Annotated in this window: 15 protein-coding genes; 12 read left to right on the forward strand and 3 right to left on the reverse strand. The window is 39.5% G+C overall.

Translation table 11 applies throughout. The annotated features are described in order from the left end of the window. Positions 1-131: 131 nt before the first annotated feature. The 3 genes from cynS (at position 132) to ACYQ28_RS08495 (ending at position 2,493) form a co-directional block, all read left to right on the forward strand. A complete protein-coding gene (gene cynS / locus ACYQ28_RS08485) occupies positions 132-572 on the forward strand; it encodes a cyanase (protein ID WP_460049318.1) in 441 nt (146 codons plus the stop codon). Between the two features lie 267 nt (positions 573-839). Continuing rightward, a complete protein-coding gene (locus tag ACYQ28_RS08490; protein ID WP_460049317.1) occupies positions 840-1,313 on the forward strand; it encodes a nuclear transport factor 2 family protein in 474 nt (157 codons plus the stop codon). Positions 1,314-2,088: 775 nt separating this feature from the next. Next, complete coding sequence (locus ACYQ28_RS08495; RefSeq protein ID WP_460049316.1) at positions 2,089-2,493, forward strand: hypothetical protein; 405 nt, start codon at positions 2,089-2,091, stop codon at positions 2,491-2,493. Positions 2,494-2,773: 280 nt separating this feature from the next. On the opposite strand, the gene metE is transcribed toward ACYQ28_RS08495, so the two are convergent. Continuing rightward, positions 2,774-5,053, reverse strand: a complete 2,280-nt coding sequence (metE, locus tag ACYQ28_RS08500) for a 5-methyltetrahydropteroyltriglutamate--homocysteine S-methyltransferase (RefSeq protein WP_460049315.1) — start codon at positions 5,051-5,053, stop codon at positions 2,774-2,776. Positions 5,054-5,165: 112 nt separating this feature from the next. Here metE and ACYQ28_RS08505 point away from each other — a divergent pair, with 112 nt between their 5' ends. From ACYQ28_RS08505 to ACYQ28_RS08530, 6 genes are all read left to right on the forward strand, one after another. Then, complete coding sequence (locus tag ACYQ28_RS08505) at positions 5,166-6,062, forward strand: LysR family transcriptional regulator (RefSeq protein ID WP_460049314.1); 897 nt, start codon at positions 5,166-5,168, stop codon at positions 6,060-6,062. Positions 6,063-6,418: 356 nt separating this feature from the next. After that, positions 6,419-6,982 carry a DJ-1/PfpI family protein gene (locus ACYQ28_RS08510; protein WP_460049313.1) on the forward strand — a complete coding sequence of 188 codons (564 nt, stop codon included), beginning with the start codon at positions 6,419-6,421 and terminating at the stop codon, positions 6,980-6,982. Between the two features lie 101 nt (positions 6,983-7,083). After that, the gene (locus tag ACYQ28_RS08515; RefSeq protein WP_460049311.1) at positions 7,084-7,548 is read left to right on the forward strand and encodes a ribbon-helix-helix domain-containing protein; all 465 of its coding nucleotides are present in this window, start codon (positions 7,084-7,086) and stop codon (positions 7,546-7,548) included. A gap of 399 nt (positions 7,549-7,947) precedes the next feature. Beyond that, entirely contained in the window at positions 7,948-8,703 is a 756-nt protein-coding gene (modA, locus tag ACYQ28_RS08520) for a molybdate ABC transporter substrate-binding protein (protein WP_460049310.1), read from the forward strand. A 249-nt stretch (positions 8,704-8,952) separates the two neighbouring features. Further along, positions 8,953-9,447, forward strand: a complete 495-nt coding sequence (locus ACYQ28_RS08525; RefSeq protein ID WP_460049308.1) for a TOBE domain-containing protein — start codon at positions 8,953-8,955, stop codon at positions 9,445-9,447. Positions 9,448-9,607: 160 nt separating this feature from the next. Beyond that, positions 9,608-10,036 (forward strand): TOBE domain-containing protein, encoded by a 429-nt coding sequence (locus ACYQ28_RS08530; RefSeq protein WP_460049307.1) that lies wholly within the window; start codon positions 9,608-9,610, stop codon positions 10,034-10,036. 264 nt (positions 10,037-10,300) lie between these two features. Here the strand turns inward: ACYQ28_RS08530 and ACYQ28_RS08535 are convergent, their stop codons facing one another. After that, positions 10,301-11,113, reverse strand: a complete 813-nt coding sequence (locus tag ACYQ28_RS08535; RefSeq protein ID WP_460049305.1) for a TOBE domain-containing protein — start codon at positions 11,111-11,113, stop codon at positions 10,301-10,303. Positions 11,114-11,382: 269 nt separating this feature from the next. Continuing rightward, a complete protein-coding gene (locus ACYQ28_RS08540; RefSeq protein WP_460049304.1) occupies positions 11,383-12,300 on the reverse strand; it encodes a LysR family transcriptional regulator in 918 nt (305 codons plus the stop codon). 109 nt (positions 12,301-12,409) lie between these two features. On the opposite strand from ACYQ28_RS08540, the gene ACYQ28_RS08545 reads away from it, so the two are divergent. From ACYQ28_RS08545 to ACYQ28_RS08555, 3 genes are all read left to right on the forward strand, one after another. Next, positions 12,410-13,435, forward strand: coding sequence for a zinc-binding alcohol dehydrogenase family protein (locus ACYQ28_RS08545; protein ID WP_460049303.1), 1,026 nt, complete (start codon positions 12,410-12,412; stop codon positions 13,433-13,435). Positions 13,436-14,197: 762 nt separating this feature from the next. Next, positions 14,198-14,956, forward strand: coding sequence for a hypothetical protein (locus tag ACYQ28_RS08550; protein ID WP_460049302.1), 759 nt, complete (start codon positions 14,198-14,200; stop codon positions 14,954-14,956). A gap of 5 nt (positions 14,957-14,961) precedes the next feature. After that, entirely contained in the window at positions 14,962-15,720 is a 759-nt protein-coding gene (locus tag ACYQ28_RS08555) for a TerC family protein (protein WP_460049300.1), read from the forward strand. Positions 15,721-15,888: the final 168 nt, after the last annotated feature.

The following is a 15,888-nucleotide window of genomic DNA, read 5'->3' on the forward strand; positions in this document are numbered from 1 at the left end:
CATAAATATCAATACATTATGAAATACTTCTAGACTGGTTCTTATATTGCTTAGGAGTATGCATCACGCACTAATGATTTTTCATTGGCCGAACAAACGATCATACAATTTAAAAAAACAGGAGCAGTATTGTGGACAAATTAACCATGACCGAAAAATTAATGGCCGCCAAAGCTGAAAAAGGCGTTACTTGGGAAGAGATTGGTCAGAGCCTTGGTATGTCACCGGTTTGGCTTGCATCGGCCTGCTTGGGAATGAACAGTGCTCCTGCCGAAAAAGCCAAGGCGATTGCCGAGTATTTTGGCTTTGGTGAAAAAGTGGCGGCGGCATTAGAAGCCTACCCAACCAAAATTTGGGATCAAGCCGTACCTACCGATCCATTAATTTATCGCCTGTACGAAGTTGTTGGCGTGTACGGCGAAACGCTCAAACAGGTTATTCAAGAAAAATTTGGTGATGGCATTATGAGCGCCATCGATTTTTCAATGGAAGTTGACAAAATCGAAGATCCAAAAGGCGATCGCGTTTTGCTAACGCTAAATGGCAAATTCTTACCGTATAAATCTTGGTAAAAATTTTATAGCTAATTGCCGCTGATGAAAGAAACATGCTTTGGCGGCGTTTATTGCCTAAGCTAATTTTTTCTAATTTACGCAACCTCTGACTAAGTCATCCATGATTTAATCAGAGGACAGGAATCGCAAATACGATTTCCAATTTCTTCACAATTCTAATCACTTATAATTCTTGAAATTGACGACATATTGCTGTGTCGCAAGAAACTCTAGATTAATCAGAGTTTCCTTAAAATAAGAAACAAACAACTTTGAGAGAAAGACATGACTGAATCAGCTCGCCCGCCGTTGCCTCCGTTTACCGCACAAACCGCTGCCATTAAGGCCCGTAAAGCCGAAGATGCTTGGAATGGTAAAAATCCCGAAGCCGTATCCTTGGCATACACGCCGAATAGTAAATGGCGCAATCGATCAGAATTCATTAATGGCCGTGCCGAGATTGTTGAATTTCTGGCTAACAAGTGGCAAAAAGAAACCGGCTACAAATTAATTAAAGAAGTATGGGCCTATAGCGACAATCATATTGCCGTTCGTTTTGCCTACGAATGGTACGATGATGATGGCCAATGGTACCGATCTTACGGTAATGAAAACTGGAGTTTTGACGAAAATGGCTTAATGCAAGAACGCCACGCCAGCATCAACGACGTTAAAATTGAAGAAGCGGATCGGAAATTTACCTGGGAAGGCGCTGTTCGACCGGATGATTTTCCGTCACTTTCTGAACTGGGTTTATAGGAGACTCCGATTAAACCGGAGACGAGTTAGTCGAAGGTTACTATAGAAGGTTCCTATAAATGTCTTCGATAGGTTAAATTACACCGTTATTCGAATTGCAAAAACCGGCTGGTATTTTTATAAGAATCTGTGATCACTTTATTTTTAGGAACCTCTGATTAACTTATCCATGATTTAATCAGAGGACAGAAATTGAAAATGTAATTTCCAATTTCTTCACAATTTCAATCACTTACCGTTCTTGAAATTGGCGACACATCCTTGTGTCGCGGGAAACTCTAGGTTAATCAGAGTGTCCTTTAATACGTTCACGGGTTCTTATGACTTATAACACCGTCAAATTAAATTCTTTGTCAGCGTTGTATTTTTTCCAGTATTCAGCTTTTCCAAGACCAAATTCATTCGTAGGTATACATCTGCTTTTCATCTCTTAATGGCTGATATTCTTTATTCGGGGTGATGGAGGTGATTACACCAAACTGCTAATTCAATCATTTGCTGCTGGATTTTCGGAGCGCTTTATCACCGATATTATTAGCAAGTTCGAAAACAACACCGTAAATAAATAAAAGATCGTTTAGTTACGGTTGCCCATATATTCCGTCAACATAACGGCATAGTTTTATTGGCAATTATGCTAATAATAAATCCAAATAGGGGAAATTGATCAATTAACAACCTAAACTGGCGTAAAATTCAAACCTTCGGCTTATTGTGCGTGCTTAGGAGTAAGGTTTACCATCGGTTATCTAATAATAACTTCTTGAGAAAACCTATGTTTATTCGGATTTTAGCTACCGTTTTTATTGTTGCATTAACGGCATGTGCAAATGTACATAGTTCTGAAACAACACCTCAACAACATTTCACAACACTTCGTTCAGACGCTTCTATCAAGCATACTCTAGACAGTAAGCAAGATGAAATGATTGCGATTTACCATGAAGTTCGTAAAAACGACCCTCAACTTGCTGTTAAAATGTTCATTCACATTATTATCACGCCCGATGGCGAAGTAGACAGCGTATACCCTACACGCAAAGAAATCACCGGTGGTAGTCTTGATTCTGTTGATGAGTTTGAAGAAAAACTCATGGCTTATTTAGCTGAGCTTAAATTCGAAAAGCTCTCTGCACCACAACGTGGTTACAATTATTCTATTCAATTTGCGGGTTATTAATTAATAACTGGTCCTTTATTAAGCCCACAAATGACTCCAACGTGGGCTTTTTCTTAGAAAAAAACACTTCCTTGTGTGGCTAAACGCTCTTAAATTGTGAAGAAATTTGAAATCGCATTTTTAATTTCTGTGTTCTGATAAAATCATGGATGAGAAAATCAGAAGTTCCTTTAAAGAGTCTCTGGTTAACTGACCTAGAATTTTATTAGAGAGAATAGAGCGGCAGTTAAATCTTATATCGCTCAAAGCGCTAACCTAATCTTCGTTTCCCTCTGTACATTCAAACGGCTCCGCGAAGCGTTTTGGCTGCTGCAACCATGTTTGTTAATGCCGGAATAACGTCATCCCACTGACGAGTTTTTAACCCGCAATCTGGATTCACCCAAAGTTTTTTAGCATCAATTTTTTCACTGGCCTTTTTCATAAGCGCAACAATAGAGTCGCTACTTGGAATATTCGGCGAATGTATGTCGTAAACACCAGGGCCAATTTCGTTGGGATAATTAAAGTCTTCAAAGGCGTCGAGTAATTCCATATCCGATCGAGATGTTTCAATAGTAATTACATCGGCGTCCATATTTGCGATGGCTTCAATAATGTCGTTAAACTCTGAGTAACACATATGCGTGTGAATTTGAGTTTGGTCTTTAACTCCATTAGCCGTGATACGAAAACATTCAATCGCCCAATCCAGATATTGATTCCATTGGCTTTGCCTTAACGGTAAACCTTCACGTAACGCAGCTTCATCAATTTGAATAATGTTTACACCCGCACTCTCTAGATCAAGCACTTCTTCACGGATGGCCAACGCCAATTGATAACAACTTGTTGAGCGCGGTTGATCATCGCGCACAAACGACCAATTTAAAATCGTCACCGGGCCGGTTAACATGCCTTTCATGGGTTTTGACGTTAATGACTGCGCGTATCGTATCCATTCAACGGTCATGGCTTTAGGGCGACTGATATCGCCAAATAAAATTGGCGGTTTAACACAGCGCGACCCATAAGACTGCACCCAACCGTATTGGCTAAATGCGTAGCCGTCTAACTGTTCACCAAAATATTCAACCATATCATTACGTTCGGCTTCGCCATGCACCAATACGTCTAAATCAAGCTCTTCTTGCACACGCACACAATGCAAAATTTCTTGCTGCATTATGTGTTGGTATTGCTCAAAATCGATAACGCCGTTTTTAAATTGCGTACGCGTTGCGCGAATTGCTTTTGTTTGCGGAAAAGAACCAATCGTTGTGGTTGGAAATTCTGGCAATTTAAATAAATTGCGCTGTATTTCTGCACGTACTGGATATTGACTGGTTCTTTTACCTAATTGCGATGTAATTTTTGCTAAGTTTTCTTTAATTTTGGGGTTATGAACACGCGTAGAGTTTTTACGTGACTGTATTGCTTGGGCATTTTTGGCAAGTTCCGTAACAACGCTCTCGCGGCCTTCATTTAAAGCCGTTTTTACAATCTCTAACTCTTCTAATTTTTGTAACGCAAATGCCAACCAGCTTTTAATGTCAGAATCCAGTTGTATTTCACTTTCTAGATCAACCGGAACGTGCAATAAAGAGCACGAAGGTGCTAACCACAAGCGTTTTTTCAGTAATCGCGCAAGAGGTTCCAACCAATCGAGCAGTGCATTTAAATCTGTTTTCCAAATATTTCTACCATTAATAATACCCAGCGATAGAATTTTATGGGTAGGTAGCCAATCAATAACTTTTATAACTTCGTCTTTTGCATTAATTGCATCAATATGAACACCTGCCACTGGAAGGTTGCACAAAAGCTGTAGATTTTCTTGCAAGGTACCAAAATAGGTTGCCAATAAAATATTAATATTGACGTGTTTTAGGGTGTGATAACTTTTTTCTAAAGCCGTTTGCCATTGCGCGTCTAATTCTGTCACCAAAATAGGTTCATCAATTTGAATCCATTCAACACCGGTTTGCTTTATGTCGAGTAACAATTGGCTGTAGACCGGCAGTAAACGCTCTAGCAAATTTAATCGATGAGATTGATCTTTTGATTTACCTAGCCATAAATAGGTAACTGGGCCAATAATGACGGGCTTAGTGTTTACACCTAATGCCCGAGCTTCTTCAATTTGCTCTAAAATACGCGTGGCATTTAGCTTAAATTCGGTATTTTCATCAAACTCCGGCACAATGTAATGGTAATTAGTATCAAACCATTTGGTCATTTCGCCAGCATGAATCTGTTCACAAGAGGAGCAGGATTTTGAGGTTTGCCCCCGTGCTACGCGAAAATAATTATCAAGCTCTTCACCGGTAAAGTTTCGGCTGCGCTTCGGTAAATTACCCAAGGTAAAACTCATATCCAGCACTTGATCGTAGAATGAGAAATCTCCAACCGGCGTAAAATCGAGTTTATTTTGTTCAAGAAGATGGATTTTACGCAGCGCCGCCGCTTGTTGTTTTAAAGATTCGAGCGACGATTCGCCTCGCCAATAGCTTTCTAGCGCAAATTTAAGTTCACGCTTTTTTCCAATACGTGGAAATCCAAGATTATGAGTTAAGACCATGGTTATATTGCCCACCAATCAATGTATTTAAGTTGCCGGCAAGAATAGGTAAGTTTATTTATGAAATAAAATGGTATAAATTCACACATCCATTACTTTCATTCATAGAATTATGCTAGAACGAATACATTTACGCCTTGTAAAAACCGTTGAAGAGCAGGGCTCGCTTACCTCTGCAGCCAAAGAGCTGTGCTTAACCCAATCCGCTCTAAGCCACACCATTCGTAAGCTGGAAGATAAACTGGGCACCAGTATTTGGATTCGTGATGGAAGAAAGCTTCGTCTTACGCAGTCGGGTCAATATCTATTAAATGTTGCCAATCGTATATTGCCCCAATTGGAGTATGCCGAATCAAAACTGCAACAATTTGGCTTGGGCGAACAAGGATTGCTTAGAATTGGAATGGAATGCCATCCTTGTTATCAATGGTTATTGAAAATTGTCTCACCATTTTTGAAACAGTGGCCCGGCGTTGATGTGGATGTAAAGCAGCGTTTTCGCTTTGGTGGTGTTGGTGCTCTTTTTGATTATGAAATTGATCTATTGGTAACACCCGATCCATTTTTTAAAGAAGGTTTGCATTTTGAACCCGTGTTTGATTACGAACAGGTCTTAGTAGTTAATAACGGTCATCAATTAAGCCACAAACAATGCATTCAGCCAGAAGATTTACGCGGCGAAACATTAATTACCTATCCGGTTGACGTGGATCGTTTGGATATTTTTACCGAATTTTTGAAGCCCAGTGGCGTAATTCCTAAAAGACATAAAACCATAGAAGCTACAGACATTTTATTGCAAATGGTCGCCAGTAATCGTGGTGTAACGGCATTGCCAAAATGGTTGGCTTGTGAATATCAAAATCAGCTTGGCTTATCGATTGCCAGTTTGGGTAAGCAGGGTGTGTTTAAAAAAATATATTTAGGTACCCGCGAAAGTGATAACGATGTACGTTATTTATCGAACTTTGTGGAATTGGCTCGCAGCTTTTGGACGGATAAAGTGTAGGAAATTGAATGTGTTTTCGGTGTATTATTCAAACATACTAATTAAAGCCGTTTAAATATGACTAAACACTCATATGCGTAAAAATAAATTTCGCAGTTTTTGTATAACGTATTTTTAATGTAAACAAGCGAACTGTTTTGATTTAAACAAACGAGCCCATTGAATTTAAAAAAACGAATTTCTTTAATTTAAACAAAGAATAACAAACATAAACTGCATGCAACCCTAAAATAATTTTGTTAAAAACAGCCATCAACCGCATTTGTAGTAACATGCTATTACCTCTTCTACCTACCACCGTGCTGTAATGACCTTATGAGTCAAAACCTTCAAATAATAAGTCTAGAGGTCACACAATGAAAAAAATTCTTATGATTACCGGTGATTTTGTTGAAGATTACGAAAACATGGTACCTTACCAAGCGTTAATGGCGTTTGGTTATCAAGTTGATGCGGTTTGTCCGAACAAAAAAGCCGGAGAAAATATCGCCACAGCCATTCATGACTTTGAAGGTCATCAAACCTATACCGAAAAACCCGGACACAATTTCACATTAAACGCATCATTCGATGAAATTGACGTAAGCAGCTACGACGGACTTTATATTCCTGGTGGACGGGCGCCTGAATATTTACGGTTAAATCCCGAGGTATTAAAAGCGGTTCGCCACTTTTTTGAGTTCAATAAACCAGTGGCATCGGTATGTCACGGCTTGCAGGTATTAAGCGCGGCTGGCGTTTTGAAAGAGCGCTCAGTGTCGGCCTATCCTGCGTGCAGACCCGAGATCGAAGCGTGTGGTGCAAGCTATGTTGATTTACAAATGGATCAAGCCACTACCGACGGGAATCTGGTCAGTGGACCTGCTTGGCCTGCGCACCCAGAACTTATCAAACAGTTTGTAGCTTTGTTAGAAGCGTAATTTAAAAACAGAAAACGCTGATTAAACTGGAGTTTTCTGCTATACATTTCTGCTATACAAAGGTGTGTTGCCAATTTCAATTTTCATCCTCTGATTAATTTATGAAAGAGTTAATCAGAGGCTTTTGGATATTCAATACTACTCGTACTATTTATGAGAATACTATGTGCCAGCTCTTTATAGCTGCCGACAGCGAACTTTGGAAATCTTCAACTCGATCTATTCGCATTGACGGCGTTGTTACCTCAATTCGGTTGGAACAATTTTTCTGGAACATGTTAGAAGAGATTGCCGACCGCGATGATTTATCGGTAGCTCAATTGATTACTAAATTGTATTTAGAAGCCATCGATGCCGACCATGATTTGGGTAATTTCACATCATTCTTGCGCGTGTGCTGCTCTCGTTATTTATCGTTAATTGCCGATAGAAAACTCGAAAGAGACTCAAGAAAACCCCTAGGCACAGTAGACGGCAAGGCTCTTATCGATTTTGAAAAAGCAAATACCGACAAGCGCCAAAGTGATATCGAGAAACGCCGTAAGCCCAATATCACGCTTAACTGAGCTCATAATCGTATTAGTTAGGTCACGCATATCCGGTGAGGTAATCGTCGCCACTAAGTGGTGATACCTACAACGGGGTTGTTGAAGATTAAACGCGCAATGTTGATATCGATATTATGGGAAGGTAAATATAATCTTAATAGTCCATATATTTCAATTAGTTAACGATATTATCTCATGTAATTTGTTATTCTAAATCTCCGTAGTTATTCCTGTTTTTGATCAGGTTTTAGCCATCAACTTCTTTATACGTCTCTGGTATACATTTCGCTAAACTCATCTCTGTTGTGGTTTCTTTAATCAATTTAACTTGACTCAATTCGTTATATATTAAATTATATAACGCAGTGGTGTTGTACCAGAGCTTTGATTGTGTGAAATCAATCCGTGGAGAAACCGATGAGTATTGTCAGGCGTTTAATGGCGCTGGCCGTTGGCCTTATTATGATAAAAAGTGTATGCGCCGACGAAGTACACATAGCTGTTGCCGCTAATTTTACGGCGGCAATGAAAGAGGCTGTTGCCGACTTTGAGCAAAAATCCAATCACAAAGTGATAGAATCATTTGGCTCCTCTGGAAAAATATACTCGCAAATTAAAAACGGCGCGCCTTATCAGGTGTTTTTATCAGCCGATCAAACCAAACCAGAATTACTCGAGAATGAAAAATTAACCGTTGCAGGTAGCCGTTTCACCTACGCCATTGGTGCGCTAGCCTTATGGTCTGCAAAAGAGAATTTTATTGATGACCAATTTACAGTGCTTAAATCGGGGACATTTAATAAATTGGCGTTAGCAAACCCAAAACTAGCACCTTATGGTGCCGCAGCCCTTGAAGTACTTGAAGCATTAAATCTCACTCAGCAAACTAATCCGAAATTAGTAAAAGGCGATAACATCGCTCAAACCTACCAATTTGTTGCTACAGGCAACGCAGATTTAGGCTTTGTTGCGTTATCACAAATAATGAATAAAGGGCAATTGATCTCAGGTTCCAGCTGGATTGTGCCCACAGATTTATACAGCCCCATTCGCCAAGATGCTGTTTTATTAAAAAATGCTCAGAATAATCAAGCCGCTTTAGATTTTTTAACCTATTTAAAATCCGATGCTGCTCGCGAAATTATTCACAGTTATGGCTACAAAACGCAGTAGTGATATTTAATTATGAATGCTGTTTAAGAATCTCTGATTTTAGGAATCTTTGATTTTAGGAATCTTTGATTTCAGGAACCTCTGATTTTAGGCGCCTCTGATCAACTCAACCGCGAATTAATCAGAAGACAGAAATTGCGAATAGAGTTTCCAATTTTTTATTGGTTTCAAACGGCCTTCAAAGAATTCTATAATAATTAAAAAACACGCTTTGGATAACGTTTAACGCCAAATACAAAAGGGCGCTTCATGAATAAATTTATGAACAATATCAACCACAATCTTAATTTAGCTCGTAATTCACCAACAAGGTTTAGTGTGGTTAATCAATTACGTGGTCGTGTTGCCGTTATTAGTCTTGGCGAAGTCAATGTTGAAATTGTGGTATTGTTGTCGGGTCAAGAAACCCTAGTAGCCACGGTAGGTTTAAGCGCGTTTGAATCGATGAATCTACAGCTCAATTCTAGAGTCATTGTTTTGGTTAAAGAAAACTCCATCTTGATTTCAAACCCAGAGAGCTGCTCGCTACTATCAACTCGCAACACTCTTGCCGGAACTGTAATAGACATTAAATACGGCTTAATTAACAACGAAATTGCGCTACAGACCGATTCCGGTATTAAACTACTTGCGTCCATCAGTCACGAAGAATTAAGCGAGTTTGACTGTAAAATGGGTGATCAGGTTTGTGCTAACTTTAAAGCTAATGATGTAATTTTGGTTACAAGCAATACCAATATTTGATTCTAGAATATTTTAATAATGACAACACTCAACAACCCAGTATTTCCAACAACTTAAACCAGTAACTCAAACCAGTGACACAAGCCAGCAACACAAAAATGCGTCGTAAATTTTAAGAATGGTAAGTAATAAATATTGATTGGTTTAGGTGAGGTAACCTATGCTTAACATTAGCGCACGGAATCAATTAACCGGAACGGTTACCAATGTTGTGAAAGGTGCAGTGAATGGCGATGTGTGGATCGACATTGGTAATAACAATACATTATTTGCCAATATTACCAACGACGCCATAACAGACCTAGCCATAAAAGTAGGGGACAAATTAACCGCCATTGTTAAGTCCAGTTCTATTATTTTAACGGCCACACCAGATCTAAAAATTAGCGCTCGCAATCGTTTAAAAGGTAAAATCAATACAATAAAAATAGGCGCGGTTAACAGCGAGATCTCCATTCAATTATCGTCCAATCAAATTTTGACCGCCATTGTCACCTGCGAAACAGTTGACGATTTAGCGTTATACGAAGGCAGTAACTGCACAGCGTTAATTAAAGCCTCACAAATTATTGTTGCGAAAAACATTTAGGAACCTCTGATTAACTCATCCCTGATTTAATCAGAGGACAGAAATTGAAAATGCGATTTCCAATTTCTTGACAATTTCAATCACTTACCGTTCTTGAAATTGGCGACACATCCTTGTGTCGCTGGAAACTCTAGGTTAATCAGAGTTTCCTTTAATATTTTGAGCTTAAGACCAACAGAAGCGAATCGTAAAACCAGTCATTACTGGTAAATTTTAGATGATTTAACATTCAATGACAGGAGCTTTTGATCGACTCTGTATTTATTAACGACCCTTAAGCAATACAACATTGGTGGATGTGAAAATAGCAGATGCTTGAATATTCTGCTCTAACTTTAACTCCCGTGCACTTACATCGGTGATAATTGCACAAATGGCTTTGCCTTCGCCAAGATCAAGAATTATTTCACTGTTCACAGTACCTTCGTTAACGCGCGACACCACACCGGTTAAACAATTTCTTGCACTGGTTTTAAGGGTTACATCCGTTGAAATCATCACGGTTGGCGCCTTAACCAGTACAATAACTTCGTCACCAACATGAATTGGTAAGGTGTTAACGCTGTCCATAGTAACAACTGAATATACCGATTGATTAACACCAATATCAACTTCAACTTCTGCGTTAACTTTACCCAACGCAATATTTTTAACGATACCTACAAATTGGTTTCTTGCACTCGTTTTTACCGACTCACCACGAATAAAATTTGCAACATCATTAAGTGATTGCAGTTTATCGCCTATACGTTCTAAAAAAAGTTGATGCTCTTTTTGCAAAGCTTCAAAACCTTCAACCACCTGCACCCCAAGCTCGGTTAATGTTGTGCCACCACCTTTAGCACCACCGGTAGAACGGTTAACCAAGGGTTTAGCCGACATATTATTCATGGCATCGATTCGGTCCCACGCAGTTTTGTAGCTAATACCTGCCATTTTTGCCGCCTTAGAAATAGAACCACAGGCTTGAACAGCGCGTAACAACTCTATTTGCGCAGACGCAAACGATTGCTGATTATCGGTCAGCAAAAAAATATTACCGTGTAATTGGGCTTTGTCTAATGTTTTAGATGCCATAACAAACTTCAATTAAATTATGAGTGACTCAGCTCATCAGTTTACGGTGTTTTTTCCGTAAAATCTTTGCTTTGTATTTTATTTTCATGGAAAACTCTAATTAACCCAGAGCTTCCGGCGATACAAAGATGTATTGCCAATTTCAGGAACCGTAAATAACTGACTTTGAGAAAAAATTAAAAATCGTGTTGTCTATTTATCAATTCAGATAAAATCACCTGCGAATTAATCAGAGATTTTTAAACGTTGGTTATTCTGCCAAATTATTTTTACAATAACTGACTCCGTTTTAATTCCTTCAACACTCTATCGCAGCGTTCTGTTATGTGTTCGCGAAGGCATCGAATTGCCGGTGTGATCAGTTGTTTGGTAGGGCATATAAGCCAAAGTTCTGTGGGTTTTGGGGTGTAGTCGGGCAGTAATTTTACCAGTTTTCCGCTGAGTAGATCGGTTGATATGTCTAACGCGGATTTTACGGCGATGCCTTTACCCGATACGCACCAACGTCTCACCAAATCGGCATCGTTGGTTGCTCGGTTGCCTTGCATTTTAATTTTCGTTTTTTTGCCGTTTTTTTCAAATTCCCACACATCGTAAATAATGTCGTGCAATTGATAAAATAATCCGTTGTGTAAAGCTAAATCTTGCAGATTATTTATTGGTTCAAACTGGTTTAAATAACTGGGGGATGCGCATAATATTCTTGGAATATCGCAAATTTTAAAGCCATACATTCGAGAATCTTTGGGTGGCGCGTAGCGCAGTGCAATATCAACGGGTTCGCGATAAAAATCGACATTGCTATCGCTAATATGAAGTTTTAACGAGACTTTTGGGTATTGCTCCATAAAGTCGTCAAGCCATTCTAAAACGACATTACGACCAAAATCAGACGGTGCAGCAAGTCGAATTTCGCCATCAATTACACCCAAATCATTTTTAGAATTCTGTTGAATTTGCGTTAGTAGCAACACGGCTTGTTCAATTTGCGGAATAAAACGTTCACCGGCCGGTGACAGCTTTAATTGTCGAGTAGTGCGTTGAAACAGCTCAACACCTAAAGACTTTTCAACGCGCATTAAAGCCGCACTGGCTGTAGCGGTTAGCAAATCTAGACTCTCTGCTGCTTTTTTAATGCTTTTAAATTCAGCTACTTTTAGAACGATATTAAGATCACTTACCAACATTTTAATCAAATATTTTTTGATAATAAAACAAATACTATGGTGTTTTTAGTGAACAAATCAAGCGTTAAGATTCGCACATTGGTTTTATTAGCAACTACTGGAGCAAACAATGAAAGCCATCGGTTACCAAGTGTCTGGCCCATTAAACAGTGCAAATGCGTTGGTTGATGTAACGTTAGAACAACCTATCGCTACCGGCAGAGACCTGTTGATCAAGGTTCATGCAATTGCCGTGAATCCCGTCGATTACAAAATTCGCCAGAATGTGTCTGCCACCGGAGACTCATACAAAATATTAGGATGGGACGCCGTGGGTGAGGTGATTGCTATAGGTGACGATGTATCTTTGTTTAAGGTAGGTGATAAGGTTTATTACGCTGGCGATTTAACTCGGCAGGGTTGTAATGCTGAGTATCAACTGGTTGATGAGCGCCTAGCGGCCCACAAACCGAAAAGTTTAAGCGATGCCGAGGCCGCCGCTATGCCGCTTACCACCATAACTGCCTGGGAATTGTTGTTCGAACGATTAGGGGTACACAAACAATCCCACGCTAACCGATTAAAATCGGAAGAAGTCTTATTGGTTGTTGGTGCATCAGGTGGTGTCGGTTCTATTTTGGTACAACTCGCCAAAACACTCTCCGGCGCTACGGTTATTGGTACCGCGTCGCGCGCCTCCAGTCGGGAATGGGTCACAAATCTGGGCGCCGACTATGTTATTGATCACAGCAAATCACTGCCCGAGCAAATTAAAGCACTTAACATCGGCCCGGTAACTCACGTGGCGAGTTTAACCCATACCGACAGTTACCTAGAGGCGTACGTAGAAGTACTAAAACCAATGGGTAAGCTGGCTTTAATTGATGATCCCAATGCACTGGACATAAAAAAACTTAAACAAAAAAGTTTGTCTCTTCACTGGGAGTTTATGTTTACTCGATCGATGTTTAAAACAGAGGACATGATTAGACAGCACGAACTCTTAACCGAGGTTGCAAGCTTAATTGATCAAGGTCGAATTAAAACAACCGTGGGACAGCATTTAGGAAAGATTAACGCAACCAATCTTTTAGAGGCACACCGCATAATGGAATCGGCAAGTTCAATTGGGAAGGTCGTTTTAGAAGGTTTTTAAATCTAATCCCAAGAACTGCAAATAGATTTTAGTCGCAAACAACACTAACAATACAATCAACGCATGGATGCGTTACCGGGCTGGATACCAATCCAGATCTAAAACTGTCGGGAAATTAACAATCACATTTTTAGCAGATGACTCTAAGAGATCAAAATGAATTAGCCAGCCGGTTTATGCAGTATGAAACAGGCAAAGCCGAAAAGCTCAACCACAACGGTAGAGTTTTGATCGCACGTTAACCGTGCCGTATTCTAATAACCCGCAACTTTGTAAAAAATCCTTTCATAGAAAAATTTATTTGCAGAAAAATAGAAAACTAGATAGTAAACAATGCTCCATTTCGCGTATTCTATTTAACATCTTTCACGTTTCGCACGTTTACTGCTCAGCACACTCCCTCTATGCAACGCGTTTCCAGTAGCTATCGACCTTTTCGCACCGCTCTAAAAAGTCGTTTGTATTTAATCGGTGTAGAGAATCTGAGTTTTCTTTGCTCAACTTTAAACCGAGCGTATTCTTACACGAAAAAATACCACGCATTTTGTTGTGCCATGGTTATGTTAGATGTTCATGGTATAGGTTTTAACAACAGCCAGCGGTTTCCAAATACTCCACGGCGGATTGTGTCGCATCATGCGTTGATGATTTAAAGCTTTAAAAAACGCGTTTAGTTTCGATTTTATGGTTATTCCTAGTGAATAACCAAAGCAGCTAACAACTGCCGGCAAACACATTTATTGATAGGTTGAAAAAATTTTTATGTTTAAGACGATGTCTTCATTGTCGCTTTTAACGCTTTGCAGCTTGATACACCCAACCGCAAACTCAAATCCCAAAATCTACGTAGAACAAAAAGTCGACGAAAAAACGGCCAGCGCCATATGCGGCGAACAACCCGTGATTCGTGTGAGAGGGGCTTATGCCTGCGCAATCTGCCCGACATTCGCAGACGCCGACATCCCAGAACCCATGCTTTTGCAAAAAATGGTCTTAGGTAAATTCAGCAACTCTGAGGCCAACGAAATAGTTGTAGATACCGAAGGCTGCGAACCGCACAGTAATAATTTTGGCGGCATGATTCTGCTTGAACAATTAGATGAAAAACTGTCGATACGCTATTACGAACCCGGTTATCGACTTAACGAATGCTTGAAGTTTGAATCTTCAAAAGGGCGCGACGTGCTCGTTTGCAACGAGATTTACCAATCCCAAGGCAACGTTTTTGGTCAGTACGCGGCCTTTCGATTTGGTCTTGAAGAAGCCTCATGGCGAGACCTGCAAAACTGGATATACACCCAAGACGGTGAATTCATCATTGAACCCACAAAAGCCCAGCAAGCTGATTTAAATGACGATGGCATTCTAGACTTAGTACTTAATTTTAATGCGCGCGGCACAAAAATATCGACTAAGAAATACACTATCAACTATTTGTTTGATGGCCATATTTTTACACTTGCTGATGACTCGGAAAATACCAAAGAACAACTGGATGCTTTATTTAGTGAGTGGAACTAACCATCATGGCATTATTGTCAAATCCTGAAATATATTTTGCGTTTTTAACACTAACAATTTTAGAAATTGTTCTTGGTATTGATAACATCATTTTCATCTCAATTCTGGTTGGTAAAGCACCCAAACATTTAAGAAGAAAAATTCGTCTACTCGGCCTATCAATGGCCATGATAATGCGCATCATATTGCTGTGCGCTTTGGCTCCGTTGATGACCTTAACAAATCCTGTCTTTGAAATATTGGATCAAAGCTTCTCGTTTCGAGACTTAATCCTGATTGGCGGCGGTTTATTTTTACTGGCCAAAAGCACAAGCGAAATTCACGGCAGTTTAGAAACCGAAAGTACGGTAAAAACTTACGGAAACACCATGTTAATTTGGGTTATTCAGATTTTAATCATCGATCTGGTATTTTCAATTGATTCAATCATCACCGCGGTAGGCATGGCTCAGCACGTAGAAGTAATGATCGCAGCCGTAATTTGTGCAGTTGCCATAATGATGTTGATGTCTGGGTACATTGCACAGGTAATTGATAACCATCCTTCGTTAAAAATGTTGGCTTTAAGCTTTTTAATGTTAATTGGTATGGCTTTAATTGCCGATGGTTTTGGGATTCATATCCCCAAAAACTACTTATATTTTGCAATGGGTTTCTCATTATTCGTAGAAGTATTAAACATTCGGTTACGAAAAGCCCAAAATCCGATCAAATTAAGAAAGCCTTTGAGTGACGACGAGAAGTTCGTTCGCAGTGAAAATTAGTGATTAAAAACAACCTCGAAAGAAGCTCTTGTAGTTAAGAGCTTCTTTTAAACTGTTGAAATTATTAAGAAAGTAGATTCTTCTACAGAAACCTCATCAATCCAGCTTGTCGTTAAAGATCTTTACTGGCTTATTTTTTTGATTTAATCCGAGTTTCATAGTCAAAAG

It is taken from the genome of Sessilibacter sp. MAH1 (assembly GCF_054658315.1).